This is a genomic window from Rhodococcus sp. 06-462-5, assembly GCF_002258315.1.
In the GTDB taxonomy this organism is placed as follows: Bacteria; Actinomycetota; Actinomycetes; order Mycobacteriales; family Mycobacteriaceae; genus Rhodococcoides.
In genome coordinates, this window is record NZ_NOYD01000050.1 from 24,638 (window position 1) to 51,489 (window position 26,852).

Genomic DNA, 26,852 nt, shown 5'->3' on the forward strand with positions numbered 1-26,852 from the left:
ATCCGGAACGACCGTCTGCGGCGGACGCCGAACCATCCACACCGGCCGAGCCGTCGTGGATGTCCAAGCGCACCGAATCCGTGAGGTCCGGTGCGTCTGCAGTGATGCGCCAGCTTCGCCGGGTGTGGGCGCTCATCGTGTTCGGTGCCGTGGGAGCACCGGTCAGCTTCACCTTGCTCGCCGTCGTCTGGGTGATGGGCATCGTCGCCGCTGTCGTCGACAACCGGGGCGAGATGGACAAGTACTTCGCCGTGGGCATCATGCCGTTCGAGCATTGGCACCTGTGGACCCCGCTCACCTCGGGGCTGGCGGCACCCAATATCGCGGGATGCGTGGTGGCCACGGTCGGGGTGCTGCTCGCCGCCGCACCGATCGAACGCCGTATCGGATCCCGTCGCTTCGCCGTCGCGGCGTTCGTGACGCAGGTCGCCGGTTCGTTGTTCGGCCTCGGTCTCGCAGTCCTGGCCAAGACGTTCGACGCGGACTGGGGATTCCGGTTGCACGTCGGAACCGCGGTGGGCCCGACGACCTGGATCTTCGGTGTCGTGCTGGTCGCGACCTCGCGGATGGATACGTTGTGGCGCAGACGTCTCCGTGTCGGGGTGCTGGCCTTGCTGGTGACGTTGGCACTGTTCGGTGGGCACCTGCAGGACGTCGTTCGGCTCGCTGCGGCGGTGATCGGTCTGATCGTGGGCCCGTGGATCGTCGGCCGATCGGCACGTGGCCCTCGATTGGCGGGTACCCAACGAGAAGGCCGAGTGCTGGTCGCGCTGATCGTCGCCGCGAGCGCCCTGGGTCCGGTGCTGGCGGCACTGAGCCCCAACGCTGTCGGGCCGTTCGCGGTACTTCGAGATGTGGTGCGTGGGGTTCCGTACACGGCGGCCGAGGTGCGCGAAATCTGCGCCGATGCGACCACCGACCCGGTCGAATGCCGTCGTGGTCTGCTCGATCTCAGACTCGGTGGAGTCGGCCCGACCATCCTGAGCATCATGCCGTCGCTGTTTCTTCTGGTGGTCAGCGACGGCCTGCGTCGAGGCAGGCGTTTCGCATGGGCGATGGCGGTGGTCTCGCAGGGGATTCTGCTCGCGCTGTCGGTGGCCAACTTCGCAATCCGGTTCCTCGAGTCCGGTGACGACCAATCCCTGTTCTACGGATTGGAGTCGCCCACGGCATACCGCACTGCGGTGCCGTTCCTGTTGCCGCTGATCGTGTTGCTGGTCCTGATCGTCACCCGCAAGTTCTTCGACGTGTCGGCACCGTCGGGTACCTATCGTCGATGGGCGGCCTCGGTTGTCGGGGTTGCGGTGGGACTCGCCCTCGTCTACTCGATCGGCGGGTATCTGGCCCGAGACGGCTTCGCAGATTCGCCATCCTTCGGCGGCCTGCTGGCGGACTTCCCACAACGATTGATCCCCCCGGTCTACCTGCAGTGGCTCGAGCCCGCCCTGCTCCCGCAGAGCACACCGACCACACTGCTCTTCGAGTGGACCGGCGTGGTGTTCTGGGTGGTGGTCTGTGTGCTCGCCGCGAGCACCTTCCTCACCCCGGTGTACGGCACCGAGACCGACGCGACCGAACGGGCACGCGGATTGCTGATGTCGAGCAGCGGGTCTGCTCTGTCGTGGATGACGACCTGGCGCGGCAACAAGTACTGGTTCGGTCCCGACGGCCGCAGCTATGTCGCCTACCGGGTCATCTCCGGCGTGGCACTGACCACCGGTGATCCCGTCGGTCCGCGAGAGTCCCTGCGGGACAACGTCGTCGACTTCGCCGAGTTCGCCTCCGAGAACGGATGGATCCCGTGCTTCTACTCCGTCACGCCCGACGTCCGCCGCATCACCGACTCCCTCGGCTGGGGAGGAATCCAGGTCGGTGAGGAGACGGTTCTCGACCTCGACGGAATTGCATTCACCGGCAAGCGATTCCAGGACGTAAGAACTGCACTGAACAGAGCGAAGAAGGCCGGCGTCGTCGCCGAGTGGATTCGCTTTCCTTCTGCCCCGCTGGCGATCACGGACCAGATCACTGCGATCTCGGAGGAATGGGTCGCGGACAAGGGCATGCCCGAGATGGGCTTCACTCTCGGCGGTCTCGAGGAGGTCGACGACGAGAACGTACGGTGCCTGATCGCCGTCGACGAGCACCGGACCGTGCACGGCGTGACCTCGTGGATGCCGGTGTACGAGGACGGCGTCATCGTCGGATGGACACTCGACTTCATGAGACGCAGATCCGAGGGCTTCCGGCCCACGATGGAGTTTCTCATCGCTTCGGCCGCTCTGCTGCTCGAACAGGAGGGGGCTCGATTCCTCAGTCTGTCGGGCGCACCCCTGGCCAAGGTCGACGAGAAACAACCCGAACACGTCTCGAGTGCCGAGCAGTCGACGCTGTCGGGATTGCTCGAGCGGTTGCTCGACGTTCTCGGACGCACCCTCGAACCCGTCTACGGATTCCGTTCGCTGTTGGCGTTCAAGTCGAAGTTCCAGCCCCGCTACGAGCCGATGCACATGACGTTCGCGGATCCGGCCGCACTGCCCAGTATCGGTAACGCGATCGGCCGGGCATATTTGCCGGACGTGTCGATCGGTCAGGGTGTCAAGCTGGTGCGCACGATGATCGAGCGGTGACTCGTGATCGTCAGTCGGTGATCGACGGTTCTGCCGCAGAACGATTCTGTGACTTCACCGGCCCGCCGACCGACCCGTAGACGTGCCGGGTGCCGATCGGAACGATGAGCGGACGATCTGACATCGGATCGTCGATCACGGCGGCCTCGAGGCCGAACACGTCGAGCAGAAGCTGCTCGGAAATGACATCCTGCGGCCGACCCGAGGTGACGATCTCTCCCTGCTTCATCACGATCAACCGGTCGCTGTAGCGAATCGCCAGGTTGAGATCGTGCAGGACCATGACGATGGTGCGGCCCAGTTCGTCGTGCAGGCGGTCGACCAGATCCAGGACCTCGATGGAGTGCGCCAGATCGAGGTAGGTGGTCGGCTCGTCGAGCAGAAGGATATCGGTGCCCTGGGCCAGTGCCATCGAGATCCAGGCGCGTTGCCGCTGGCCACCGGACAGCTCGTCGACGGGTCGGTCGGCGAGGTCGCCGACTCCGGTCAGTTCGAGTGCGTTCGCCACCTCGGCCTCGTCGTCCGAGCTCCACTGCCGGATCCACGACTGGTGCGGGTGACGACCGCGTGAGACGAGATCGGCGACGGTCAGCCCTTCGGGGGCGGTCGGTGCCTGCGGCAGCATCCCGAGGGTGCGAGCGACCTCCTTCGTCTTCATCGAGGAGATCGCCCGACCGTCGAGCATCACGCTGCCGGCCTTGGGCTTGAGCAGTCGACCGAGCGAGCGCAGCAGCGTCGACTTTCCACAGCCGTTGGGTCCGATGACCGTGGTGATGACACCGGTGTGTATCTCGAGATCGAGATGCTCGACGATGGTGCGGTCGCCGTAACCGAGGCTCAGATCGTTCGCAATCAGACGCGAGGTGTGGCTGGTTGTCATACGGAGGCCTTTCGATTACTGCGAACGAGTAGGTAGAGCAGGAACGGTCCGCCGAGGGCCGAGGTGACGATGCCGACCGGGAGCTCCACCGGCAGAATCGTGCGAGCGATCAGATCGCTTGCCACGACGAGCAATCCGCCGAGCAAGGCCGACGCGATGATCGGCGGGCCAGGCGTTCGCAGCACCCTCAGCGCGATCTGAGGAGCGGCGAGCGCCACGAATCCGATCGGTCCCGCGGCGGCGGTGGCGATCGCGGCGAGCGCGACGGCAGCGAGCAGCATCATGGCCTGACTGTGTTGCAGCCGAATGCCGAGCGATCGTGCGTTGTCGTCGCCGAGTCGCAGGGCACCGAGCGTGAACGTTGCGACGACGGTGCCGCCGCCGACGAGGACGACGGCAACGGCTACCGGCCAGACAGCGGCCCAGTCCGCTCCGTTGAGCGATCCGTTGAGCCAGACCTGAGCGCGGGAGACGTCGTTGATGTCGGCGCTGATCAGCAGCCAGCCGATCACGGCGGTGAGCATGGCGTTGACGGCGATCCCGACCAGAATGAGGCGGAACCCGCCGACGCCCTTGCGCCAGGCGAGGGCGTAGATCGCGATCGCGGTGAGCAGCCCGCCGATCAGTGCTGCGAGAGGAAGACCGAGGGTGGCGAGCAGCCCGCTGAAGCTGCCACCGCCGAGCACGATCAAGGCGACGGCTGCGGCACTGGAACCGGCGGTGATGCCCAGGATGTCGGGGCTGGCGAGGGCGTTGCGAGAGATCGACTGAGTGATCGCGCCGGAGATACCGAGGGCAGCCCCGACCAGGAGGCCGGTCAGTGATCGGGGCAGTCGCAGGTCCATCACGATGAACCGTTCGATTCTCGAACCGCCGCCGAGCAGTACGTCGAGGACCGCCGGGATCGACAGTGGGAAGTCGCCGCGTCCGATGTTCACGCACATGACCAGCACCAGCGCCGCAGCCAGTAGGACGGTCGTCAGGACCATCACCGGCCGTCGGACCATCGAGATCGGACCGAGCCGGAACGCAGGCCGGGTGCGCACGACAGCAGGGCCGGGCGCCGGTGTGGGGGACTGCAGGTCGGCGGTCACAGGCTGACCAACTTCCGGCGTCGAACGAGAGCTATGAAGAACGGCGCCCCGATCAGTGCCAGAACGATGCCCACCTGAAGCTCGCCCGGGCGCACCACGACCCGGCCGATGACGTCGGCGAGCATGAGCATCACTCCGCCCATGAGTCCCGCATAGGGCACGAGCCAGCGGTAGTCGGGTCCGGTCACCGCACGGGCGATGTGCGGAACGACGAGGCCGACGAACGCAATGGGCCCGCATGCCGCGGTCGCGGCACCGGTGAGCAAGGTGATGGCGAGGATCCCGACGGTACGGGTGATCGCGATGTTGGTTCCGAGCGATCGTGCGACATCCTCGCCGAGGCTCATGACGTTCAGGCCGGGTGTGCTCGCCAGTGCGATCAGGACGCCGATCACCAGGAACGGCAAGACCTGCCACAGTACGTCGAGGCCGCGTCCGGCAACGGATCCGACCACCCAGAAGCGGTAGCCGTCCAAGCTGGTCTGGTCGAGCAGTACGACGGCGTTCGTCATGGCCGAGAGGAAGAACGCGACGCCCGCCCCGGCCAGGGCGAGATTGACCGGACTCGATCTGCCCGACCCGATCGACGAGAGACCGAAGACGACGATGCTCGCCACCGCCGAACCGGCGAATGCGAACCACAGGTACTGACTCGGCGAGGTGAAGCGGAACAGATAGATGGCCATCACGACGAAGAACGCTGCCCCGGAATTGAGGCCGAGCAGGCTGGCGTCGGCGAGAGGGTTGCGGGTGTGCCCCTGAATGAGAGCGCCCGCGATACCGAGCGCGATACCGACGACCAATGCGAGCACCGTGCGGGGAACTCGCAGGGTGCGCACGATGATGTCGGTGTCGGTGCCCGTCGAATTCAACAGCGCGTGCGCAATTTCGGCGAACGTCAGGGGACGCGCGCCGATGGCGATGCTGGCGAGTATGCCGGCGACGAGGGCGGCGACCAGGACGGCCAAACCGAGCAACCTCCGCCGCCGAATGGCCGCGACCGAACCGTCCTTCGGGATGGGCTCGAATCCTTCTGCCGCAGCAGTCTTTTGACGCACCACCTCCGACGATGCAGCGTCGATCCGGAATTGCCGGCGAAGGGCACGACGAGCACCGATCGGACCGTGCGTGGCGCCGTCGCGCAGTGTCAGACCCATCCAGCGTCGACCGGTGCTCTGGCCTTCGTTGCCGTCGCGGAAGCCGCGATTCCAGACGAACAGAGCCAGCGCGACGCACACCGCGATGGTGCCGAACACGAATCGGTCGGCCTGGCCGCCGCCGTTGTCGTCACGAAGCGCGTCGACGATCGACCAGCCGACGAACAAGGGGACCAGCACGATCAGTGCGTCGATCGCGGCTGCAGCGATGCGAGAGCCACGCGGCGGCGGCCCGGTGGGCACGTCCTCGGTCCCGTAGGACTCGTCGGACGACCGTCGTGCGCCGTGCGGGCCGAGTAGCGGAGCTGTGGTCACAGTGCTCGTGACTCCTCGCTGTTTCGAAGGGACACGGTTTAGGTTACGGAACCCTTGCTCGACACGAGAGGTGAGGTAAGGGTAGCGGTGCCTGACCCGCTTTACGATCTGGTTAGGCTAACCTACATTGACCGGGTAGGGGTGCGACGCGTGCACCCGCCGAGAACCTAAGGAGCGATCAGGTGTCAGTTGCAACAGCGTCGTACACGGGCTGGGCCGATGTGCATCGATTCTCGAATCGATCCGGCGGGGCGGCGCTGTTGGCCGACTCGTGCGCGACCCTGCGTGCACTCAATCCCGACTACCCGCGGATGTACGCGGTGGCCGCCATGGCGAACGAGGGCAAACGCCGCTGGTGGCAGCTGGCGGTAGGGCTCGATGACGGTCGCGTCGAGCAGATGTACCGACGATCGCTCGAGGATCTCGATGTTCCCGAAGCCGCGGCAGTGCAGGTAGCGACGGCCCTGATTCACGCCGTCGTCGGCCGCGTGGCCGCGCTCCTGGTCCTGGAAGCACGAGCCTGGGATCCGGGCATCGACAATCTGTGGATCCACATGGACAGCGACGGGGGAATCGATTGGGCGGGAGTGGCATCGCCGATCCTGCGAGTGCTCCCCGAGGATCCTGCCGCGGGCGAGCCCGGCACCGTCACGCTTCCGTGCGAACAGGCTCTGTTGGTCTGGACCGCGCATCGCTGCACGACCTCGCTCGGCGCGGTGTTCCGTGCGATCGCCGAGCGCGCACCGCTGGACGCGCGTGTCTTCTGGGCTCTGGTCGGCGACGCCATCCTCGGGGCTTCGACGTACGTGCCGATTCTGGCGGGGGCGAGTGCGTCGGCAGGTGCTCGCCGGGGACAGCTGCTCCTCGACGCCATGGTGGCCGCTGGGGCTCCCGTCCGCACACGCGTCGGGGTTCCGGGGCGAGCGAGACTCAGGGCGTCGTGAAGGCCTTGCGCGCGAACTAAGGTTTGCCTATGCTGACTTCGTACCAACGGACCGCGCCGGAGTCCTGAGGGCTGCAGTGACTCCCGGTCCTTGCCACGGTGGGCCTCTCGTTCTATCGACGAACGAGAGGCCCACCGATTTTTGTGGGTCGATCGTCGTGTATCTCTGAACGAGAGTCGACAGCCGAGTCGGCCGGACCATCTCGACGCAACCGGAAGGCACGCTATGACGGACTCGAACGGCACCACGGGGGAGAGCACCTTCGACACCATGACGCCGGAACAGCTCACCGAATTGTGTGCACGAGGGTTCGACGGGGTCGTTGGCCTGCGATACCTCGAGGTGTCCGGCGACGACGTGCGCGCAGAATGGACCGTCACCCCGCAGCTTCATCAACCGGCCGGAATCATGCACGGGGGCGTGCTGTGTTCGGTGGTCGAGTCGGTGGCGAGTATCGGTGGATCGGCGTGGTTCGGCTCGCGCGGCCACGTCGTCGGAACCAACAACAACACCGACTTCCTGCGCGCGACCCGGTCGGGAACCCTGAGCGCGCACGGACATCCGATTCATCGGGGACGCACGCAGCAGCTCTGGCAGGTCGACATGACGGACGAGAATGGACGCCTGGTTGCTCAGGGCAAGGTGCGGCTGGCGAATATCGAAAACACGGCGCATCTGGGACAGTGATGCGCATGACGGGCCACAACGACCATGCTGCTTCCGCACTGACTTCCGACGCGTTCGATCGCCTCGAATCATTGTTCGGTCCCATCGACGACGAACTCGCGCAGCATTATCCGGGTGACCGAGTCGGTGGCCAGCCCTCTCACACCGTCTACGTATCGGCTGCTGACGCGTCGGCGGCTGTGCCCGCCGAATGGGGTGTCGCCGCCCTGGCGATCCTGGACGCCCACCCCGAGGCGTTCGCCGGACTCGACACCGAGAACGCACTACCGCTCGTGCGCGACCGACTCGACAGTGCGCCCATCCAGGACCTCAGATTCGACTTCGAGGACGGTTACGGGTGGCGATCGGATGCCGTCGAGGACAGCCATGCGAGGACGGCCGGGGCGGCACTGTCGGCCTTGGCCGAAGATTCGGCAGGTCCGACGTGGCTGGGAATTCGAGCCAAAGGGCTTGCCGCACATGAGCGTCGGCGCGGAATCCGCACCCTGGAGCTGGTCCTGGACGGAGCCGGGGGAGTGCCCGACGGCTTCGTGTTCACCGTTCCCAAGCTCCGTGCCGCCGCGCAGGTGGCTGCCGTCGTCGCCTTGTGCGAGGAACTCGAGCGTGCGCACGGCCTGCCCGATCGAGCCCTGCGATTCGAGCTGCAGATCGAGAGCCCACAGGCGGTGATCGGGGCGGACGGTACGGCGACGCTCGCGCGGGCGATCACCAGGGCGGACGGCCGCTGCACTTCCCTCCACTACGGAACCTACGACTACAGCGCCGCCTGCGGAATCACTTCTGCGCAGCAATCATTGGCCCATCCGGTGGCGGACCACGCGAAGAACGTCATGTTGGTGGCGGCGGCACAGACCGGGGTGTGGGTGTGCGACGGTTCGACCCAGGTGGTGCCGACGGGCGATTCCACACAGGTGGCGGCGTCCGCGCGTCGACACTTCGAGCTGGTGACCAGATCGCTCGAACGCGGCTTCTATCAGGGTTGGGACATGCATCCCGGCCATCTGGTGACGCGATGGCTTGCCACCTTCGGGTTCTTCCGTCAGGCCATGCCGGTCGCTGCTGCTCGGCTGGGCAGCTACCTCGATCGCCAGGGTGGTGAGGTGATGGACGAGCCGGCGACGGCGCAGGCGTTGGCAAGCGTTCTGGTGCGGGGCCTGGATTCGGGCGCGTTCGGCATCACCGAGCTGCAGAACGTGGCTGCCGGCATCGACCGAGACGTGCTGCGGGGACTGCTCGATCGATCGGTGACCGTGCCGCTCGGATGAGGTGCGTCGGCGCGCTCCGCTGCCGACGGGTCGCAAGCGTGTCAGAATTGCCGAGCACCATCACCGATCGGGACGGAGAACTCCAATGCGGTTGTCTCCGCACGAGCAGGACCGACTGCTCGTCAGCTATGCGGCCGAACTCGCTCGGCGTCGCCAGGCACGCGGCCTCAAACTCAATCACCCCGAGGCGATCGCAGTCATCACCGATCACCTCCTCGAGGGTGCCCGCGACGGCCGATCGGTAGCCGACCTGATGTCCTCGGGTCGTGAGATTCTCGGTGCCGACGACGTGCTCGACGGTGTGCCCGAGTTGCTGCCCGAGGTGATGGTGGAAGCGACCTTTCCGGACGGCACCAAGCTGATCACGGTGCACGAGCCGATCTCGCCGAAGCGGGGTGACGGGCATCTGATTCCGGGCGAGATCATCACCGTCGCAGGCGACATCGAGATCAACGACGGTGCCGAGGTGATATCCATGGCCGTCGTCAACGCGGGAGATCGCCCGGTCCAGGTGGGCAGCCACGTGCATTTCCCGCAGTCCAACGCAGCTCTGCAGTTCGACCGCGAGCGGGCGCACGGCTGCCGCCTCGACATCCCCGCCGGCACGGCGGTGCGGTTCGAGCCCGGCATCGAACAGACGATTCGGCTCGTGCCACTCGGTGGCACGCGCGAGGTATACGGACTGAGCATGACACCTCCCGGAAAGTTGGACAGCTGATGGCGCGCATGAGTCGCAGTCGATACGCGCAGTTGTTCGGCCCGACCACGGGTGATCGAATTCGCCTGGCGGACACGGATCTTCTGATCGAGGTCACCGAGGACCGCAGCGGTGGTCCCGGCATCGCCGGTGAGGAGGCGGTGTTCGGCGGCGGCAAGGTGATCCGCGAATCGATGGGGCAGTCGCGAGCCACCCGCGCCGACGGTGCTCCCGACACGGTGATCACCGGGGTCGTCGTCGTCGACTACTGGGGAATCATCAAGGCCGACCTCGGTATTCGCGACGGACGCATCGTGGCACTGGGCAAGGCAGGCAATCCCGACACCATGACCGGGGTGCATCCCGATCTCGTCATCGGCCCGTCCACCGAGATCATCGCGGGCAACGGGAAGATCGTCACGGCCGGCGGCATCGACTGTCACGTCCACTTGATCTGTCCGCAGATCAAGGAGGAGGCTCTCGGCGGCGGCATCACCACCGTGATCGCAGGCGGTACCGGCCCCGCCGAAGGCAGCAAGGCCACCACCGTCACCCCCGGCGCATGGCACCTGTCCCGGATGCTCGAGTCGCTGGACGACTGGCCTATGAACATCGTGCTGCTCGGCAAGGGCAACACGGTCAATCCGGACTCGATGTGGGAGCAATTGCGCGCCGGCGCATCGGGATTCAAACTGCACGAGGACTGGGGATCGACCCCTGCCGCGATCGACGCGTGCCTGCGAGTGTGCGAGGACGCAGGAGTTCAGGCCGCACTGCACTCGGACACCCTGAACGAGGCCGGATTCGTCGAGACCACCCTCGATGCGATCAGGGGACGCGGAATACACGCGTACCACACCGAGGGTGCGGGCGGCGGGCACGCACCCGACATCATCACCGTGGCGGCGCAGCCGCACGTGCTCCCCAGCTCGACCAACCCGACGCGTCCCCACACCGTCAACACCCTGGACGAACATCTCGACATGCTGATGGTGTGCCACCACCTCAGTCCATCGATTCCGGAGGATCTGGCCTTCGCCGAGAGTCGAATTCGGCCGTCGACCATTGCAGCCGAGGATCTGCTGCACGACATGGGTGCCATCTCGATGATCGGCAGCGACGCTCAGGCAATGGGCCGCATAGGTGAGGTGGTTCTGCGCACGTGGCAGACGGCGCATGTGATGAAGTCTCGTCGGGGCTTCCTTGCCGGTGACAACGGAGCCGACAACAACCGAGTGATGCGCTACGTCGCGAAGTACACCATCTGCCCGGCCGTCGCCCACGGACTCGACGACGAGATCGGTTCGATCGAGCCGGGCAAACTCGCCGACCTGGTGTTGTGGGATCCGGCATTCTTCGGCGTCCGTCCTCACATGGTCATCAAGGGTGGCATGATCGCGTGGGCTGCCATGGGCGACGCCAACGCGTCCATCCCGACCCCGCAACCCGAACTACCTCGTCCGATGTTCGGGGCGTCGCCGAAGGCAGCGGCCGCGACGTCGCTGCATTTCGTTGCCCCGCAGGCGATCGAGGACGGACTGGCCGGGCGTCTGAACTGCGATCGCACGTTGGTTCCGGTCAAGAACGTGCGTGGTGTCAGGAAGTCGGACATGGCGCTGAACGATGCTCTGCCCGATATCCGCGTGGATCCCGATACGTTCACCGTGCGGATCGACGGCGACGTATGGACCGAGCAGCCGGCAACCGAACTGCCGATGGCGCAGCGATACTTCCTCTTCTGATGCCCGATGCCCGACTGCAGGTGACGACGCTTCTCTCGCTTGCCGATTCACGCCTACCCACCGGTGGCCACGTGCACTCGGGCGGCGTGGAGGAGGCGATCGCCTCGGGCTTCGTTCGAGACATCACGACGCTCGAAGCGTTTCTGCGACGCCGTGTCCGAACCTCCGGGGCAACGACGGCGTCCATCGCCGCATCGCTGGTGCACGGGTCGTCGAGCACGGACCGGGCCGATGCCGAATCCGACGCACGAACCCCGTCCCCGGCTGCCAGGTCGGCCTCCCGCGCTCAGGGCCGCGGACTGCTCCGGTTGGCCAAGTCCGCTTGGCCGCATCATGATTGGACGTCGATCGGGCGGAAGCCGCACCTCGCTGTTGCCGCTGGGCACGTCGGACTCGCGGCGGGCCTGTCGGTTGCCGACACGGCCGCAGTGCAGGTGTACATCACCATGACCGGGTCGGCGATCGCCGCGCAGCGTCTGCTCGCGCTCGATCCGGCCGAGGTCGCGGCGTGCACCATCCGGTTGGGCGACTTCTGCGACGACGTGACCGCCGCGGTGTGCCAGTGCCTGCCCGAGCTGATGGAGTTGTCGGATCCGTTGCTGGACATGTTCGCCGAAGCCCACGCCGTCCGCGATCGACCGTTGTTCGTATCCTGAATACGGATCCATTTTTTTCTCTAGCGACAAGGAGTTCGACATGCCCCCGCACCTGATCGACGGTGAGCCCCACGACCACGGTTTGGATCGGCCCAAGCGCGCACGGGTGGCAGGCGACGCACTGCGCGTCGGGATCGGTGGGCCAGTCGGCTCCGGTAAAACCGCCTTGGTGGCGGCACTGTGCCGTCAGCTGCGCGACGAGCTCTCACTCGCCGTGCTCACCAACGACATCTACACCACCGAGGATGCGGACTTCCTGCGTCGGCACGCGGTGTTGCCCGACGAGCGGATCACCGCGGTACAGACCGGTGGCTGCCCGCACACGGCGATTCGTGATGACATCACCGCCAACCTCGACGCCATCGACGATCTGATCGAGAACAATCCGCCCCTCGATCTGATTCTCGTGGAATCCGGTGGCGACAATCTGACGGCGACGTTCTCGTCCGGTCTGATCGATGTTCAGATATTCGTCGTCGACGTTGCCGGGGGAGACAAGGTACCGCGCAAAGGCGGTCCCGGTGTGACGTTCTCCGACCTGTTGGTCGTCAACAAGACCGATCTCGCCCCGTACGTCGGAGCCGACCTCGGTGTCATGGAGCGAGACGCGGCCCAGGTGCGCGAGGGACGACCGACTGCGCTGATCTCGCTCACCGACGATCCCGCGGCGACCACGGTGCTCGAGTGGGTGCGGGAGCAGCTGAAGGTGATCGCCGACGCCGACGCGCATGCCCACACGCACTGAGCGTCGATGCACACAGAGCTCTGCATCGACGCGAGCCGCAGCCGGAGCCCACGTATCACCTCGGTGGGCGGACTCGCCGGCCGCCAGACGGGACCGGACACGGTTCACCTGATCGGTACGGCGGCAACTCCTCTCGGCGGAGACACCATCGTGGTCAGAATATCGGTGGCGGCCGGGGCGCACCTGGAGGTGCGCAGTGTCGCGGCATCGTTGGCGATGCCCGGTGGGCTGCACCGTCACTCGTCCGCGCAGTGGCACTTCGAGGTCGGTGCAGGCGCGTCGCTGATCTTCGATCCCGAACCGATGGTCGTCGTCTCCGACGCCTCGCATTCGGTGATCAACACCGTTGTGCTGGAACAGGATTCGACCCTGCGGCTGCGTGAGCGTACGCAGATCGGCCGCTTCGAGGAAGCGTCGGGGCTCTGGAGCAGTGCGATGCGATGCGATGTCGGAGGCAGCCCGTTGCTACGTCATCGAGTCGAACTGGGCGCGGGATCGGTTGCGCACGACGCGTTGTCGGCACCGCTGTCGATGTCCAGCACGCTGCGATATCCCGATACCCGGGCGTCCGAGGTCGATCTGGTCGACGGGACCGTCCGGCTGGCGTTGGCCGGCGGCGGTTCGTTGAGCACATCGGTGGGCCGTCGCCTTCAGCCCAGCGAATCAGGGGTGTGAGACCGACCGTTCGGGCAACGAGCAACGCATCGGCCGACGGTGTCCCGTCGGCCGATGCGTTGTGTGAGAGCTGGTTTCAGCCCGCTGCCTTCTCGCGTTCCTGTTCCGAATCGGCCGCGGCCGCATCGACGGCACCCGAGCGTTCGAGCGAATTGAGTTGCTCGATGGCAAGTCGCGCGAACACCTGCTGCTCGGTCGACGCCATCTGTGCGCGGCCCTTGCCGAGGAAGGTCACGAACCACGAGATGACGGTCGTGATGCGGCTGCGGTAGCCCACGAGGTAGTACAGGTGCAGCGCGAGCCACATGAGCCAGGCGATGAATCCGCCGAATTCGAGTTTGCCGACCTTGGCGACCGCGTTGAATCGCGACACCGTTGCCATCGAACCCTTGTCGAAGTACTTGAACGGGGCCCGCTGTGCGGGATCGTCCTGGCCCTTGACCGACGCCTTGATCAGCTTGGCAGCGTAGGTCGCGCCCTGAATGGCACCCTGCGCCATGCCCGGAACGTCCTTGACCGACATCAGGTCGCCGACCACGAACACGTTCGGGTGGCCCTTGACGGTGAGGTCCGGTTCGACCAGCACACGTCCGGCGCGGTCGGTCTCCGATCCGGACTGGTCGGCGAGCTGCTTGCCGAGGGGGCTGCCCTGCACGCCTGCGGACCAGACCTTGCACTGCGCCTCGATGCGGCGCGTCGTGCCGTCCTTCTCCTTGACGGTCAGGCCGTCGTTGTCGACGTCGGTGACCATCGCGTTGAGCTGGATCTCGACGCCGAGCTTCTCGAGCCGTTCGGCGGCCTTACGACCGAGCTTCTCGCCCATCGGCGGCAGTACGGCGGGCGCGGCATCGAGCAGGATGACGCGGGCGTCACGCGGATCGATGTTGCGGAAGGCGCCGTCGAGGGTGCGATCGGCGAGTTCCGCGATCTGCCCGGCGAGCTCCACACCGGTGGGACCCGCTCCGACGACCACGAAGGTCATGAGGCGGTCCTTCTCCTCCTGATCGTCGGAGAGTTCGGCCTGCTCGAACGCACCGAGGATGCGTCCACGCAGCTCGAGTGCGTCGTCGATGGTTTTCATGCCGGGCGCGAACTCGGCGAAGTGATCGTTGCCGAAGTAGGACTGCTGTGCGCCCGCTGCAACGATCAGGCTGTCGAACGGAGTGACGGTGATGCGTTCGAGGAGCTTGGACGTCACCGTCTTGGCCTCGAGATCGATGTTCAGCACGTCTCCGAGCAGCACCTCTGCGTTCTTCTGCTTGCGCAGAATGACGCGGGTGGTGGGAGCGATCTCGCCGACGGACAGAATGCCTGTCGCGACCTGATAGAGGAGAGGCTGGAAAAGGTGGTGTGTCGTCTTGGCGACGAGGGTGATGTCGACGTCGGCTTTCTTCAGTGCCTTGACGCCGAACAGACCTCCGAACCCGGAACCGATGACGACGACGCGGTGACGCTTCGATTCGAGCGGTTGGATGCTCATTACCTGCTCCCTAACGATTGCGGTGTGAGGTCAACGGTAGTCGCCATCCATCGCGACGTCTCGACAAGGTCGTCGTGTCTGTGATGGCAGCGCACACCTATCGGCCGGCTGCTGCTCGCTTCGCAAGTTCCACGGTCGCGGCCCGCAGTTCGGTAGCCGAGTCGATCGGAGTCGCATAACCGACCCTGGTGTACGCGATTCCGCGCGGAGTGAGCACCTTCAGATCCAGTCCGTAGCGGTCCGCGGCCGTGCACTCGGCGGACGTGGCATCGGGAAAGCCGCCGAGTTCGCGGGCCATCGCAGTGAGCGACGACGAGTGGTCGGAGTTGAGGTGCTCTATCGCGTATCCGGAGGTCGGCGACACCGGATCGGGCGCGGCCTGGGCATACGCCTCGGCAGTTGCCGAATCCATCCGACCGTATCCGCCGACCCACCGGACCCGATGCACGCGCATGATCCACAGCGTGAAGTCGCTGTAGTCCAGGTAGTACTTCGCCGCTGGTACGCCGTCGAGATGCGCAGCGCGTGCTGCGGCCAACTCGTCACCCTCGGGCCGCTCGACCACGCCTGCCAGCGTGATTCGGCCCGACGCCAGCGGGTCGGTCTGCGATTGCGGTGCCACGATCGACAGGCTCATCCGTTGATCGCCTGCGAGGTTGCGTCCGTGCTCGGCCATGCGCGAGACACACAGAACCGGCGCGCCGTCGAGCAATCCGTACGTGACGAACGAAGCCCAGGGATCGCCGTCCGCGGTCAGGCTCGCAAGAGTTGCGGTGTTGGTGGACGCAGCGATCGTGCGCGCTTCCTCGGCCGCGGAAGGACGACGGTCGTCGACGACCGGGGCCAGGGGAGGGGGAACGGACGGTGCGTCACCGGGATCGCCGTGATCGAGTGCCATGCGCAGAAGCTTACGACGGCGACCTACAGGAGGTCTCCGGCATGAATCAGGGCGTCGGCGACGAGTGCGACGCCGAGCACGACGAAGATGACGCGCACCGTCGGCGGACCGTACCGCATCAGGGCTCGGACGGTCGCGGTGAACGCGCGCCTCGAGCGTCGACTCTTCCTCGACGCAAGAATCAGCACGAGGACGGGCGGTAGGAGCCCGATCAGGCAGTAGACGACGACGATGGCCGGCCACCACGGCGGACGGGGATCGTAGGTCGAGAGCATCGTCAGCCCCGCGAGGTACGGCACTGCCGTCGGGCCCTGCACCAGACCGATCGTCAGTCCGGTCAGGGCGACGACGGGGATGCTGGAGCCGGCTCGAGCTGCCCACTCCGGTGGGCGGCGATCGGTGGTGCGCAGAGCTCCGAGTGTGATCAGTACCAGCCCGATCGCGAGTTCCGTGCGATACCGCACCGTGGGAGTGATGGTGATGTCGAACAGATCGGTGAAGAAGTCGATGCCGAGAACGGTGAGGATGCCGAATGTGGTCGTCGCCGTGAACACTCCGCCGACGAAGGCCAGCCCGGCTCGGAACGGGGACCGGCGGGTGGTTCTCGCGTGCACTGCGATGGCTGCGGTCACGCCGATCAACAACACGTCGAGCGAATCGAGTATCGCGAATCCGACGAGAGCGAGCAGCAAGGTCACCATGGAGGGTTCAGGGTATCGGTCGGGTGAAATCGACCTTCTCGGTGACGACGGCCTCGGCGGTCCGGCCGGGAGCGGTCTGGTTGTCCCAGTACATGTTCGTGTGCGCGATGACCTGGGCCGGCGGCGGCGCGCCCCACTCGGTCAGGTCCTCGGCGGTGTGGGCATCGCTCACGAGCGTCACGTCGTATCCGCGGACCAAGGCTCCGTGCATCGTGGACCTGATGCAAAAATCCGTGTGCGCGCCGGCGATGACGACGTGCCCCACGCCGAACGAGGCGAGGTCGGCTTCGAGACCGGTGTCCTCGAAGGCATCGCCGTGCTTCTTGTGGACGATCGGATCGCCTGGATGGACAGGCAACTCGTCGAGTAGTTTCCACCCCACCGTTCCGTAAGCCAGCTCCTCCTCGGAGGAGTGCTGCACCCAGATCACCGGAGTACCGGTGTGTCGTGCGCGGGACACCAGGGCCACGATGTTCTCGACCACGCGCTGCCGCTCGTGGACGCCGACCATCACGTCGTTCTGCACGTCGATGATCACCAGTGCGGTTGCGGGCCGGTGCGCCAGGGTGGTCACGCGAACTCAGCTCCCTACGTACGCGGCCAGATGCCGGCCGGTCAGAGTCGATCCGTCCGCCACCAGATCGGACGGCGTTCCCTCGAACACGACGAGGCCTCCGTCGTGGCCGGCACCCGGTCCGAGATCGATGATCCAGTCGGCGTGGGCCATGACGGCCTGATGATGCTCGATGACGATCACGGACTTGCCCGAGTCGACCAGCCGGTCGAGCAGCCCGAGGAGCTTGTCCACATCGGCGAGATGCAGTCCGGTGGTGGGTTCGTCGAGCACGTAGATCCCACCCTTGTCGGCCATGTGCGTCGCCAGTTTCAGGCGTTGGCGTTCTCCACCCGACAGTGTGGTCAACGGCTGGCCGATCTTCAGGTAGCCGAGCCCGACGTCGTTCAGTCGCTGCAGAATCTTGTGTGCCGGGAGCAATTTCGCTGCGCCGTCGGAGAAGAACTCCTCGGCCTCGGCGACCGACATCGACAGCACCTCGTCGATGTTGCGACCGCCGAAGTGGTATTCGAGTACCGATGCCTGGAATCGCTTGCCCTCGCACTCCTCGCACACCGTGGCGACCCCGGCCATCATCGCGAGGTCGCTGTAGATGACGCCCGCGCCGTTGCATGTCGGGCACGCGCCTTCGGAGTTCGAGCTGAACAGCGCGGGTTTGACGGCGTTCTCCTTGGCGAACGCCTTGCGGATCGGTTCGAGCAAGCCCGTGTACGTCGCGGGGTTGCTTCGCCGCGATCCACGTATCGCCCCCTGATCGACCGAGACCACATCGTCTGTCCCCGAGAGCGATCCGTGAATGAGCGAACTCTTGCCCGAGCCTGCGACGCCGGTGACGACGACCAACACACCGAGTGGAACGTCGACGTCCACTTCGCGCAGATTGTGGGAGTCCGCGCCGCGAATTTCGAGCACCTCGGAGAACTCGCGTACCGACTCTTTCAGCGATGCCCGATCGTCGAAATGCCGACCGGTGACGGTGTCGCTCCGGCGCAGCCCGTCGACGGTGCCCTCGAAACAGACGTGCCCGCCTGCACTTCCCGCACCGGGACCCAGATCGACGACATGATCTGCGATGGAGATCGTCTCGGGCTTGTGCTCCACCACCAGAACGGTGTTTCCCTTGTCCCGCAGCTGAAGCAGCAGGTTGTTCATTCGCTCGATGTCGTGGGGATGCAGACCGGTGGTCGGCTCGTCGAACACGTACGTCACATCGGTCAACGACGATCCGAGGTGACGAATCATCTTGGTGCGCTGGGCCTCTCCGCCGGATAATGTTCCCGAGGGACGATCCAGGCTCAGGTAACCGAGCCCGATCTCGACGAACGAGTCGAGGGTCTCCCCGAGCGTGGTCAGCAGCGGTGCCACCGACGGTTCCTTCAGGCCGCCCACCCACTCCGCCAGGTCGCTGATCTGCATCGAGCATGCGTCGGCGATGTTGACGCCCTTGATCTTCGACGACCGAGCACCTTCGTTGAGCCTGGTTCCGAGGCAGTCCGGGCAGGTGGTGAAGGTGATCGCGCGGTCGACGAAAGCGCGGATGTGGGGCTGCATGGCATCGACGTCCTTGGACAGGAACGACTTCTGAATTTGAGGTACGAGTCCCGAATAGGTCAGATTGATGCCCTCGACTTTGATCTTCGTCGGCTCGCGATAGAGCAGATCGTCGAGTTCCTTCTTGGTGTACTTCGAGATGGGCTTGTCCGGGTCGAAATACCCACAGCCGCGAAATATTCGGCCGTACCAGCCTTCCATGCTGTACCCGGGGATCGTGATCGCGCTCTCGTTGAGTGACTTGCTCGCGTCGTAGAGAGCGGTGAGATCGAAATCGCTGACGGAGCCTCTGCCCTCACAGCGCGGGCACATACCGCCGGTCACGGAGAACGACTTCTTCTCGGTGGTCTGCCTACCGCCCTTGTCCACCTTGTACGCGCCCGCACCGGACACCGACGCGACGTTGAACGAAAAGGCCTGGGCGGAGCCGATGTACGGCTTTCCGATTCGGCTGAACAGAATTCGGAGCATGGCGTTGGCATCGGTTGCGGTGCCGACGGTGGAATGGGGATTGGCGCCCATACGCTGTTGATCGACGATGATCGCTGTGGTGAGTCCGTCCATGACGTCGACATCCGGGCGGCCGAGCGTGGGCATGAATCCTTGAACGAAGGCACTGTAGGTCTCGTTGATCATCCGCTGTGATTCGGCCGCAATCGTGCTGAATACCAGTGAGCTCTTGCCGGAGCCGGAGACGCCGGTGAACACGGTCAATCGGCGCTTGGGCAACTCGACATCGATGTCCTGAAGATTGTTCTGCCGCGCTCCCTGCACACGAATCAAATCGTGACTGTCGGCAGCATGCGGTGCCGAGCCCTGCGTGACCTTCTTCGTCGCCATGAGCAGTCAGGCTAGTCGTACCGGAACGCGCTCGCTTCTCGATTCCTGATCGATTCCGGTGGCCGACAGGGCAGCGTCGAGTCGTCTCAGATCGGCCGCCGAGGACTCGAGAAGTGGGCGTCGCACGGCCGCGTCGGAGATGACGCCGATCCTGGCGAGCGCGGCCTTGGCCATGACGGCTCCCTGCGTCGTGCGCATGACGGCGTCGGTCAACGGCAGCAGTGATCGCTGCACTGCGTTCGCCCGGTCCAGGTTGCCCGCGCGGACTGCAGCGATCAGCTCGGCGTAGCGGTCTGCCACCACGTTTCCGGTGACGCTGACCGATCCTGTTGCACCGGAAGCGAGGTAGGGGAGCGCGAGTTCGTCGATCCCGCAGTAGTAGGCGAGGTGCGTCGAGGACATGACGGTCATGGCCTCGTACAGATCACCCTTCGCGTCCTTGACGGCCCCGATGAGGGGGTGACGGGACAGTTCCACGAGGGTCGACGCCTCGATGGACACACCTGTGCGAGCCGGGACGTCGTAGACCATCACGGGCAGTGCACCTGCCTCGGCGATGGCGACGATGTGCTCCGCGATGCCGTTCTGGGTGGGGCGCGAATAGTAGGGAGCGGTGATCAACAGTGCGTCGGCACCGGCTGTCGCTGCGGACCGAGCCATCTCGATCCCCGTCGAGGTGTCGTTGGTGCCTACTCCCGCGATCACTCGAAGAGCGTGATCCGAGTGGCTGCGAGCCCGAGCGATCAGCTGCGAGATCTCGTGGCCCGTCAGGGTAGGTGCTTCACCGGTCGTTCCGGCGATGACGACGCCATCGCATCGTGTCGCGGACAGGTGCGCGAGAAGGGCATCGACGCCCGCTCGGTCGAGCGATCCATCGGGGTGCATTGGGGTCGCCATGGCGACGATGTTCGTGCCGAAGACTGTCGAGGCCGGCGACGCTGTGGTGCTCATGGTCCGAGTGTGGACCTGTTCGATACATCAGGTCCAGCGATGCATTCTCCGCATTACTGCGTACTGTTGCTTCATGATCGACGTCGGTGCCCTGCACGCCCTCCGTGCGGTTGCAGCTCTCGGCACTCTTGCTCGGGCCGCCGACGAGCTGGGCTACACCTCCTCGGCGATCTCCCAGCAGATCAAACGACTCGAACGGCAGATCGGCACCCCGGTGCTGGCACAGGCCGGTCGGGGCGTTGTGCTCACCCCCGCAGGTCGGGCGGTGGTCGAGTCCGCGGGAGAGGTGTTCGACGCTCTCGAACGGTGCCTCGAGGCGGCTCGATCCGCCGACGAGGGCGTCGCACGTGGGGTCGTTCGGCTGGTCGGCTTCTCGACCGCGGTACGCGGCTTGCTGGCACCCGCGCTGATCGAGCTGAATCGACGGTGTCCCGATCTGACGGTGCACATCAGCGAGGAGGATCCGGACCGTGCACTGCACAGCGTGCATGCCGGTACCGCAGACCTGGCGCTGGTGCACGACGCAGACGGAGTATCGGTGCCCGCTCCTCCCTCGGTCGTTCGGCAACCGATTCACACGGACTTCGGCGACGTGATCATGAAGCGAAGTCACCCCCTCGCCCGACGCGAGGCCGCATTGACCCCTGTCGAACTCGCTCGGTACCCGTGGGTGACGAGCCCGGCCGGGACGGTGTGTCATCAGTGGTTTCGTCGGCTGTTCGCCGAGACGTCCGCCGAGGTCGACGTTCGCCATCTCGTGGACGACTTCTCCACGCAACTCGCGCTGGTCGAAGCGGACGATGTTCTCGCTCTGGTGCCTCGCCTCGCGCGGCCGTTGCTCGGTGCCGGACTCGTCGCGGTCCCACTCGAGCGCGCTCCCGCTCGTGAGGTGCAGGCCGCCTGGCGGCGCAGCGCCGACGCCAGCCCGGCAATTCATGCCGTGCTGGACGTCCTCGATGCGGCCTCGCACTGAGTGGTCAGAACCACCAGCTGTCCGGTTGCGCGCGTCATGGCCACGTACTTGTCGACGGCACCGGCAATTCCCGATCCGAACGAGTCCGGGTCGATCAGGACGACCAGATCGAATTCGAGTCCCTTCGTCATCTCTGGTGTCAGCGAGCGGACGCGATCCGAGGGTGGAAACGCGGGACTGCCTACGACGCAGGCGACTCCGTCGACATTCGAGTCCAGCCATCGGTCGAGAATCGATGCCAGGTCTGCCGCGTCGGCGTATTCGACGGGCACACCGGTGCTGCGGATGGAGACCGGAACATTGGCGTCCGGCAGCGCCGCGCGAATCACCGGCTCGGCCTCGGCCATGACTTCCCGCGGGGTGCGGTAATTGACACCGAGGGTGGCGATCCTCACCCGGTCGAGCCCGACCCGTCCAAGCCTTTCGGCCCAGGACTCGGCGAACCCCTCCCGCGCTTGCGCCCGGTCTCCGACGATGGTGATGCTGCTCGACGGGCATCGTCGCAGGACCATCTGCCACTGCGCGTCGGTCAACTCCTGTGCCTCGTCGACGACGATGTGTGCGAACGGCCCCGCCGAGGGATCCGTCGGGATTTCCTCGAAGCCCGCCGAATCGACGAGGGCATCGCGAATTCCGTCCTGCCGCAACTGTGCAGCCATCATCTCGTCGTCGTCCGCGGCCATGAGTTCGTCGACGACGCGGTCCATTCGCGCACGCGCCGCAGCCGCGGCCACCTCGCGACGCCGAGTGCGGTGTGAATGTTCGGGATCTCCGAGCCGCATTCGTGCGGCGTCGAGCAGTGGCAGATCGGACACCGTCCACCGCGTCGGATCGGGTCGCTGGAGCGAACGAATCTCCTCGGGGCCGAGCCAGGGTGCGCACCTTCGGAGATACGCCGGAACGCTCCACAGATCTGCCACGAGGTCGGCAGCGTCGATGATCGTCCAGGATCGTTCGAGTTCCGCGCGTAGAGGCTCGTTGTTCTGCAACGACTTTCGTATTTCGGTTGGGTCCTCCTCACCGTCGTAGCGGTCGGCCAGAATCGTCAGTAGCAGGTCCCAGACCTGTTCGCGAGCCTCGTTGTGCGCAGTGCCACCATCGGGTGCCTTGAACGCCTCGGCCCAATCGTCCGGCGTCAGCCTCAGGTCGGCCCACTCCGTCTCCACGATCATGTTCCGAGTCGGCGGTTGCTCGTAGAACGCAACGGCCGACTCTATCGCCACGCTCATATCGGCGGACGCCTTCAGTTGCGCCACAACAGGATCGGGCTCTTCGATCACGTCCGTTCCTTCGGCGACGAGATCCCGGAGCGTGCAGGTCTGCACACCGTCCTCACCCAGACTCGGTAGGACGTCGGAGACGTAGGCGAGGTACGGCTCGTGTGGGCCGACGAACAGCACGCCGCCGCGGCTGTGTTCGAGACGCGATTCCGTGTACAGCAAATACGCGGTGCGATGCAGGGCGACCACGGTTTTCCCGGTTCCCGGGCCACCGTCGACGACCAGCGCGCCCCGGGCGTCCGCTCGAATGATGGCGTCCTGATCTGCTTGAACGGTGCCCAGCACGTCACGCATCCGCGGTGAACGTGCCGTACCCAGACCGGCGATGAAGGCAGACTGATCGTCCAGCGCAGCGTCGATGATCGGTCCGGTCAGGTCGAACACCTCGTCCCAGTAGTCGGTGATGGTGCCGTTCGTCCACCGATATCGACGACGACTTCGTAGCCCCATGGGGTTGGCGTGCGTAGCACCGAAGAAGGGTTCGGCAGCGGGGGAGCGCCAGTCGACGAGAAGTTGTTCACCAGATGTCCCCAACAGTCCGAGTCGTCCGACGTACGCCGGCTCGTCCGTACCGGAGGCCACGACGCGACCCAGGCACAGATCCATCCCGTACCGACGAAGTGAACGGAGACGTCCGCCCAAGCGATGGATCTCGAAGTCCCGTTCCATCACCTCTCGGCCCATTCGGCCCGACGACTTCTGCGCGGCCTCGAGCCTCGCGGCGGTATCGGATCGAGACTGCTCGATGCTCGCGCGTATCGCGGAGAAGTGCTGTTCGTCGTGGGCGATCAGCGCTGGATCGCGTTTGCGTGCGAGGTTGTCGGGTAGGGCGAAAACGCTTGGGTGCACATGCTTCACAGGACTCCGATCGATTGCTACGTGGCTGCAGCGAGCCATTCTGTGCCCTGCACGGGGTCTTGCCGCAAGCCCCGGGGTGCGCTATACATTGAAAGGGGAAACGAGCGAAGTGTTGCTTTCCGAACCCATCCAGCACCGACGAAACGGGTGCGCAATCGCTGATCAGGCCTCGGGTCAGGCCACCAGACCCCTGCCGCGTTGGAGTTCGAGTCGATAGATCATGCCGCCGAGGTCGGTGACCTCTGCGCGGCCTACGCCGTCCCATTCGTCGGCACGTGCCCGATGAAAATTCCGCATCCCTCGAACTCTTCGATCGGAGAGCGCTACAACGACATTCGACCGGCAAGGGCGGCGCGTACCGACGCCAGAGCCTGACGGTAGGGCAGTGCATGCGCTCGCGCAAAGGTCCGCGCTGCGCGCTTGTCGGCGTGATTCTTGGTCACGAGAGTTCCAATCCCTGTGTGCACCAGTCCCGCGCACTGCTGCACCGGTCGGAAGTCATGAACACGGCGTACAACAAGAGTCCAACATCATCGATCGCAGATCCGTGAAGGACCTTGCCCGTGGAACGCTGACGGAGGCGGCGCGGGTGCCTGCTGCAGATGGGGTGGCTATGCGAGTAGCTCTGGTTCGGCACGGTATCACGAACGTCGGGACGACCCGGGGTTCATCGATCGCCGAGAAGCAGATCTGCGATGGCACCGGCACCGACCGGCCGGCCCAGAAGATATCCCTGCGCGAAGTCGCATCCGGTAGCGGCCAGTGCATCGAGTTGTTCCTCGGTTTCGACTCCCTCGCCGACGACGGTGACGTCGAAGGCGCGTGCGAGCGCAACGATGGCCGAGACGATCGCGCGAGCCCGAGGAGCGGGCAGCCGGGCAACGTACGACTTGTCGATCTTGAAGCACTCGAACATGGGGTAGCGGTCGAGATACGACATGGAACTGTGGCCTTTACCCATGTCGTCGAGCAGCAGAGAAACACCCATTGCGTGCAGGGCAGAGACGGTGTCGGCGACCCGTTCGGTGTCCGCGACCCACACGGTTTCGGTCACCTCGAGCCCGAGAGCGAAGGCAGGCAGTCCTGTCTCTGCGAGTATGGAAGCGACCTCGTTGGGAAAGTCGGGATCGCGGAGTTGGAGCGCGCTGACGTTGACGCGAACCACGATGTCGGAGAACGTTCGCCACCGCGCCGCGGCCGCGCATGCGGTACGCAGTGCCCATGCGCCCAATGGTGTTGCAAGACCTGTTCTTTCGGCGACGCCGACGAACTCGCTCGGTTCGATGGGTCCTAGCTCGCGGTGATTCCAGCGGGCAAGTGCCTCCACCGCAACGATTTTCCGCGAAGCGATGTCCACCAACGGTTGGTACGCGAGAGTGAGCTCGTCGGCGCGCAGCGCCGCTCGCAGATCTATCGACAGTGACCTGATGCGATCCGCGTCGTAGAGATCGGTGGGATCGAATACTGCGTGCCCGCCGGTCCCACTGTCCTTCGCGCGGTACATTGCCAAGTCGGCGCGGTGGATCAGCTCGTGCCGAGTCGAATTCGGTTCGGACACCGCGATACCGATGCTGGCGCTCAAGGGAATGGGCACGTCCTCGGCGGAGAAGGGAACCGCGATGGAGCTCGTGATGTGTCGTGCGAGTTCCTCCGCATGAGCAACGCTGTCCACACCTTCGCAGACGATCAAGAATTCGTCGCCGCCCAGGCGCGCGATGGTGTCGGCGTCTCGGATCGCCGAGGCGAGCCGTTCGACGAACTTCACCAACGCCCTGTCTCCGGCGTCGTGTCCCAAGCTGTCGTTGATGATCTTGAAGTCGTCGATGTCGAGCAGCAGCAGTGCCACGGTGCCGGACTGTTGTCTCGCGCGGTCCAGTGCCGAATCGATGACCTCGTACGCGAGGGTGCGGTTCGGCAGACCGGTCAGGGCGTCGTGGGTACTTCGTCGTCGCAGTTGGAGTTCGAGGTCGATGCGTCGTATCGCCGCGGATACGATCCCGGCCACCGAACTGAGGAACGACACTTCTTCGTCGCGGTAGAGACGGGCCTCGACGCTGTGGATCGAGAGAACTCCCCATGCTTTTCCGGCGGCGGTGAAGATGGGAACTCCGACACCGCTGCGGAGGCCGAGCGAGATCATCGTGTCGGTACGGAAGCGCTTCTCGGCGTGACTGTCGTTGCACACGACGGGCTCCGAGAGCGTCAGAGTGAATCCCACCAACGAACCGTCCCCGGACGGAACGTCCTGACGCATGCCGAGTGCACCGCTGGCCGCGTCCATGGTCAAGTACGGGTCGGTAGGGTGCTCGAGATGGGCGATGGCGGAGTTTCCCACGCCGATCAGTGTGGCGGCGGTGTCGGTGGCTGCAGTGAGCAATCTGGGTAGCTCGGCGATGACGGCGAATCGGCTCAGATCGGCCAGAGCCTTCTGCTCCTGAGCGTGACGACCGGCGATCACTGCATCGGCCGCGATCCTGGCATTGCGCTGCTCCACCGTGTGTCGGTGCCGAATGGTGGATACGACCACGTCGGGGCCGCCGTCGTCACGACCGATCACATAGGCAGACACCACCACCGGCATGCCTGTGCCGGTCACGTGATGGCGTAGCTCGCAGTATCCCTCCCACTTGCCTTCGGAGAGCAGACCGGCGGCGATGTCGTCGGTGAGATCGAGTCCGTCGGAGGTCAGCAGTTCCAGGGCCGACAGTTGGCCGATATCGGCCACGTCCTTGACTCCGATCAGTTCCGAACCCGCCGGATTGATGTACAGAATCTTCCCCGTGAAGTCGGAGAGCGCAACGAAGTCCGGAGCCCGTTCCAGGAAGGATCGAAGACTCACCGGATCGTCCGGGAGATCGAACATCGGCCCTCCGATCCGTGTCGCTCGGGATGCGAGCGGCACCGCGCCCATGTTATTCGCCGTTCGCGGTCCATGTGCCCGAATAGTCCTCGCCGCGTATCAGCCTGTCCGTTGTTGTACGACGAGGGGATGTCGAGCGACGAAGAGCGCCACATTGCCCACCATCGTCACCTCGACCTGCGCGAATCTGTCGGACAGCGGAACCGTCACCACACCACCGTCCTGTCCTCGACACGAACGCGACCGAAGAATCGATGGGTAATGTCGTCACCGAAGTGGTTGTAGCTGTTCACAAGTACGGCGATTTCATCGACGAGAGCACTCAGCGCAGGGGAGTGGACGTCGATTCCGTCGTCGTGCTGCCAACCCCAATCAGCGTGTACGAGAAAGCAGGGTGGATCG

22 protein-coding genes are annotated in these 26,852 nt (G+C 65.2%); 10 read left to right on the plus strand and 12 right to left on the minus strand.

Annotated features, from left to right (window positions below; genetic code table 11):
- Nucleotides 1-59 precede the first annotated feature (59 nt).
- Complete coding sequence (locus CH251_RS21915) at nucleotides 60-2,627, plus strand: bifunctional lysylphosphatidylglycerol flippase/synthetase MprF (RefSeq protein WP_373454980.1); 2,568 nt, start codon at nucleotides 60-62, stop codon at nucleotides 2,625-2,627.
- Between the two features lie 10 nt (nucleotides 2,628-2,637).
- Here CH251_RS21915 and CH251_RS21920 read toward each other — a convergent pair whose 3' ends face one another.
- From CH251_RS21920 to CH251_RS21930, 3 genes are all read right to left on the minus strand, one after another.
- On the minus strand, nucleotides 2,638-3,507 hold the full coding sequence (locus CH251_RS21920; RefSeq protein WP_094615064.1) for an ABC transporter ATP-binding protein: 870 nt from the start codon (nucleotides 3,505-3,507) through the stop codon (nucleotides 2,638-2,640).
- A complete protein-coding gene (locus CH251_RS21925) occupies nucleotides 3,504-4,514 on the minus strand; it encodes an iron chelate uptake ABC transporter family permease subunit (RefSeq protein WP_256979268.1) in 1,011 nt (336 codons plus the stop codon). Before CH251_RS21925 ends, CH251_RS21920 begins: the two co-directional genes overlap by 4 nt.
- A gap of 83 nt (nucleotides 4,515-4,597) precedes the next feature.
- Nucleotides 4,598-6,073: an iron ABC transporter permease gene (locus CH251_RS21930; RefSeq protein ID WP_094615065.1), complete on the minus strand. Its 1,476-nt coding sequence runs from the start codon at nucleotides 6,071-6,073 to the stop codon at nucleotides 4,598-4,600.
- Nucleotides 6,074-6,255: 182 nt separating this feature from the next.
- Between CH251_RS21930 and CH251_RS21935 the strand changes: the two genes are divergently transcribed.
- From CH251_RS21935 to CH251_RS21970, 8 genes are all read left to right on the plus strand, one after another.
- Entirely contained in the window at nucleotides 6,256-7,017 is a 762-nt protein-coding gene (locus CH251_RS21935) for a hypothetical protein (protein WP_094615066.1), read from the plus strand.
- Nucleotides 7,018-7,242: 225 nt separating this feature from the next.
- Nucleotides 7,243-7,704, plus strand: coding sequence for a PaaI family thioesterase (locus CH251_RS21940; protein ID WP_094615067.1), 462 nt, complete (start codon nucleotides 7,243-7,245; stop codon nucleotides 7,702-7,704).
- A gap of 5 nt (nucleotides 7,705-7,709) precedes the next feature.
- Nucleotides 7,710-8,969 carry an aldolase/citrate lyase family protein gene (locus tag CH251_RS21945; protein WP_094615302.1) on the plus strand — a complete coding sequence of 420 codons (1,260 nt, stop codon included), beginning with the start codon at nucleotides 7,710-7,712 and terminating at the stop codon, nucleotides 8,967-8,969.
- A gap of 85 nt (nucleotides 8,970-9,054) precedes the next feature.
- Nucleotides 9,055-9,687 (plus strand): urease subunit gamma, encoded by a 633-nt coding sequence (locus CH251_RS21950; RefSeq protein WP_094615068.1) that lies wholly within the window; start codon nucleotides 9,055-9,057, stop codon nucleotides 9,685-9,687.
- The gene (locus tag CH251_RS21955) at nucleotides 9,687-11,408 is read left to right on the plus strand and encodes an urease subunit alpha (RefSeq protein ID WP_094615069.1); all 1,722 of its coding nucleotides are present in this window, start codon (nucleotides 9,687-9,689) and stop codon (nucleotides 11,406-11,408) included. Before CH251_RS21950 ends, CH251_RS21955 begins: the two co-directional genes overlap by 1 nt.
- Nucleotides 11,408-12,064: an urease accessory protein UreF gene (locus tag CH251_RS21960; RefSeq protein WP_094615070.1), complete on the plus strand. Its 657-nt coding sequence runs from the start codon at nucleotides 11,408-11,410 to the stop codon at nucleotides 12,062-12,064. Before CH251_RS21955 ends, CH251_RS21960 begins: the two co-directional genes overlap by 1 nt.
- 40 nt (nucleotides 12,065-12,104) lie before the next feature.
- Entirely contained in the window at nucleotides 12,105-12,809 is a 705-nt protein-coding gene (ureG, locus tag CH251_RS21965; RefSeq protein ID WP_094615071.1) for an urease accessory protein UreG, read from the plus strand.
- 6 nt (nucleotides 12,810-12,815) lie between these two features.
- Nucleotides 12,816-13,484, plus strand: coding sequence for an urease accessory protein UreD (locus CH251_RS21970; protein WP_094615072.1), 669 nt, complete (start codon nucleotides 12,816-12,818; stop codon nucleotides 13,482-13,484).
- Nucleotides 13,485-13,560: 76 nt separating this feature from the next.
- Here the strand turns inward: CH251_RS21970 and CH251_RS21975 are convergent, their stop codons facing one another.
- From CH251_RS21975 to dapA, 6 genes are all read right to left on the minus strand, one after another.
- Nucleotides 13,561-14,964 (minus strand): NAD(P)/FAD-dependent oxidoreductase, encoded by a 1,404-nt coding sequence (locus CH251_RS21975; protein ID WP_037189268.1) that lies wholly within the window; start codon nucleotides 14,962-14,964, stop codon nucleotides 13,561-13,563.
- 97 nt (nucleotides 14,965-15,061) lie between these two features.
- A complete protein-coding gene (locus CH251_RS21980) occupies nucleotides 15,062-15,862 on the minus strand; it encodes a HugZ family protein (protein ID WP_094615073.1) in 801 nt (266 codons plus the stop codon).
- A gap of 23 nt (nucleotides 15,863-15,885) precedes the next feature.
- The gene (locus tag CH251_RS21985; protein ID WP_094615074.1) at nucleotides 15,886-16,563 is read right to left on the minus strand and encodes a GAP family protein; all 678 of its coding nucleotides are present in this window, start codon (nucleotides 16,561-16,563) and stop codon (nucleotides 15,886-15,888) included.
- Nucleotides 16,564-16,570: 7 nt separating this feature from the next.
- Nucleotides 16,571-17,137 (minus strand): isochorismatase family protein, encoded by a 567-nt coding sequence (locus CH251_RS21990; protein ID WP_094615075.1) that lies wholly within the window; start codon nucleotides 17,135-17,137, stop codon nucleotides 16,571-16,573.
- A gap of 6 nt (nucleotides 17,138-17,143) precedes the next feature.
- Nucleotides 17,144-19,528 (minus strand): excinuclease ABC subunit UvrA, encoded by a 2,385-nt coding sequence (locus tag CH251_RS21995; protein WP_094615076.1) that lies wholly within the window; start codon nucleotides 19,526-19,528, stop codon nucleotides 17,144-17,146.
- 6 nt (nucleotides 19,529-19,534) lie between these two features.
- Nucleotides 19,535-20,479, minus strand: coding sequence for a 4-hydroxy-tetrahydrodipicolinate synthase (gene dapA, locus CH251_RS22000; protein ID WP_094615077.1), 945 nt, complete (start codon nucleotides 20,477-20,479; stop codon nucleotides 19,535-19,537).
- 73 nt (nucleotides 20,480-20,552) lie between these two features.
- Between dapA and CH251_RS22005 the strand changes: the two genes are divergently transcribed.
- A complete protein-coding gene (locus CH251_RS22005) occupies nucleotides 20,553-21,452 on the plus strand; it encodes a LysR family transcriptional regulator (protein ID WP_094615078.1) in 900 nt (299 codons plus the stop codon).
- Here CH251_RS22005 and helR read toward each other — a convergent pair.
- The 3 genes from helR to CH251_RS22015 all read right to left on the minus strand — a co-directional run bounded on the left by helR (nucleotide 21,413) and on the right by CH251_RS22015 (nucleotide 26,453).
- A complete protein-coding gene (gene helR, locus CH251_RS22010; RefSeq protein WP_094615079.1) occupies nucleotides 21,413-23,590 on the minus strand; it encodes an RNA polymerase recycling motor ATPase HelR in 2,178 nt (725 codons plus the stop codon). The genes CH251_RS22005 and helR overlap by 40 nt on opposite strands.
- Nucleotides 23,591-23,764: 174 nt before the next feature.
- Complete coding sequence (locus CH251_RS28005) at nucleotides 23,765-23,887, minus strand: hypothetical protein (RefSeq protein ID WP_256979233.1); 123 nt, start codon at nucleotides 23,885-23,887, stop codon at nucleotides 23,765-23,767.
- Nucleotides 23,888-24,257: 370 nt separating this feature from the next.
- A complete protein-coding gene (locus tag CH251_RS22015) occupies nucleotides 24,258-26,453 on the minus strand; it encodes an EAL domain-containing protein (protein WP_094615303.1) in 2,196 nt (731 codons plus the stop codon).
- Between the last annotated feature and the right edge of the window lie 399 nt (nucleotides 26,454-26,852).

Excerpts from the sequence above, each read along its gene's own strand:
- CH251_RS21945 (WP_094615302.1), top strand. The coding sequence starts at position 7,710 with ATGACGGGCCACAACGACCATGCTGCTTCCGCACTGACTTCCGACGCG.
- CH251_RS21970 (WP_094615072.1), top strand. The coding sequence starts at position 12,816 with ATGCACACAGAGCTCTGCATCGACGCGAGCCGCAGCCGGAGCCCACGT.
- CH251_RS21920 (WP_094615064.1), bottom strand. The coding sequence starts at position 3,507 with ATGACAACCAGCCACACCTCGCGTCTGATTGCGAACGATCTGAGCCTC.
- ureG (WP_094615071.1), top strand. The coding sequence starts at position 12,105 with ATGCCCCCGCACCTGATCGACGGTGAGCCCCACGACCACGGTTTGGAT.
- CH251_RS21960 (WP_094615070.1), top strand. The coding sequence starts at position 11,408 with ATGCCCGATGCCCGACTGCAGGTGACGACGCTTCTCTCGCTTGCCGAT.
- CH251_RS22005 (WP_094615078.1), top strand. The coding sequence starts at position 20,553 with ATGATCGACGTCGGTGCCCTGCACGCCCTCCGTGCGGTTGCAGCTCTC.
- CH251_RS21975 (WP_037189268.1), bottom strand. The coding sequence starts at position 14,964 with ATGAGCATCCAACCGCTCGAATCGAAGCGTCACCGCGTCGTCGTCATC.
- CH251_RS21925 (WP_256979268.1), bottom strand. The coding sequence starts at position 4,514 with ATGGTCCGACGGCCGGTGATGGTCCTGACGACCGTCCTACTGGCTGCG.
- dapA (WP_094615077.1), bottom strand. The coding sequence starts at position 20,479 with ATGAGCACCACAGCGTCGCCGGCCTCGACAGTCTTCGGCACGAACATC.
- CH251_RS21940 (WP_094615067.1), top strand. The coding sequence starts at position 7,243 with ATGACGGACTCGAACGGCACCACGGGGGAGAGCACCTTCGACACCATG.
- CH251_RS21955 (WP_094615069.1), top strand. The coding sequence starts at position 9,687 with ATGGCGCGCATGAGTCGCAGTCGATACGCGCAGTTGTTCGGCCCGACC.
- CH251_RS21950 (WP_094615068.1), top strand. The coding sequence starts at position 9,055 with ATGCGGTTGTCTCCGCACGAGCAGGACCGACTGCTCGTCAGCTATGCG.
- CH251_RS21995 (WP_094615076.1), bottom strand. The coding sequence starts at position 19,528 with ATGGCGACGAAGAAGGTCACGCAGGGCTCGGCACCGCATGCTGCCGAC.
- CH251_RS21980 (WP_094615073.1), bottom strand. The coding sequence starts at position 15,862 with ATGGCACTCGATCACGGCGATCCCGGTGACGCACCGTCCGTTCCCCCT.
- CH251_RS22015 (WP_094615303.1), bottom strand. The coding sequence starts at position 26,453 with ATGTTCGATCTCCCGGACGATCCGGTGAGTCTTCGATCCTTCCTGGAA.
- CH251_RS21985 (WP_094615074.1), bottom strand. The coding sequence starts at position 16,563 with ATGGTGACCTTGCTGCTCGCTCTCGTCGGATTCGCGATACTCGATTCG.
- CH251_RS21915 (WP_373454980.1), top strand. The coding sequence starts at position 60 with ATGTCCAAGCGCACCGAATCCGTGAGGTCCGGTGCGTCTGCAGTGATG.
- CH251_RS28005 (WP_256979233.1), bottom strand. The coding sequence starts at position 23,887 with ATGCGGAATTTTCATCGGGCACGTGCCGACGAATGGGACGGCGTAGGC.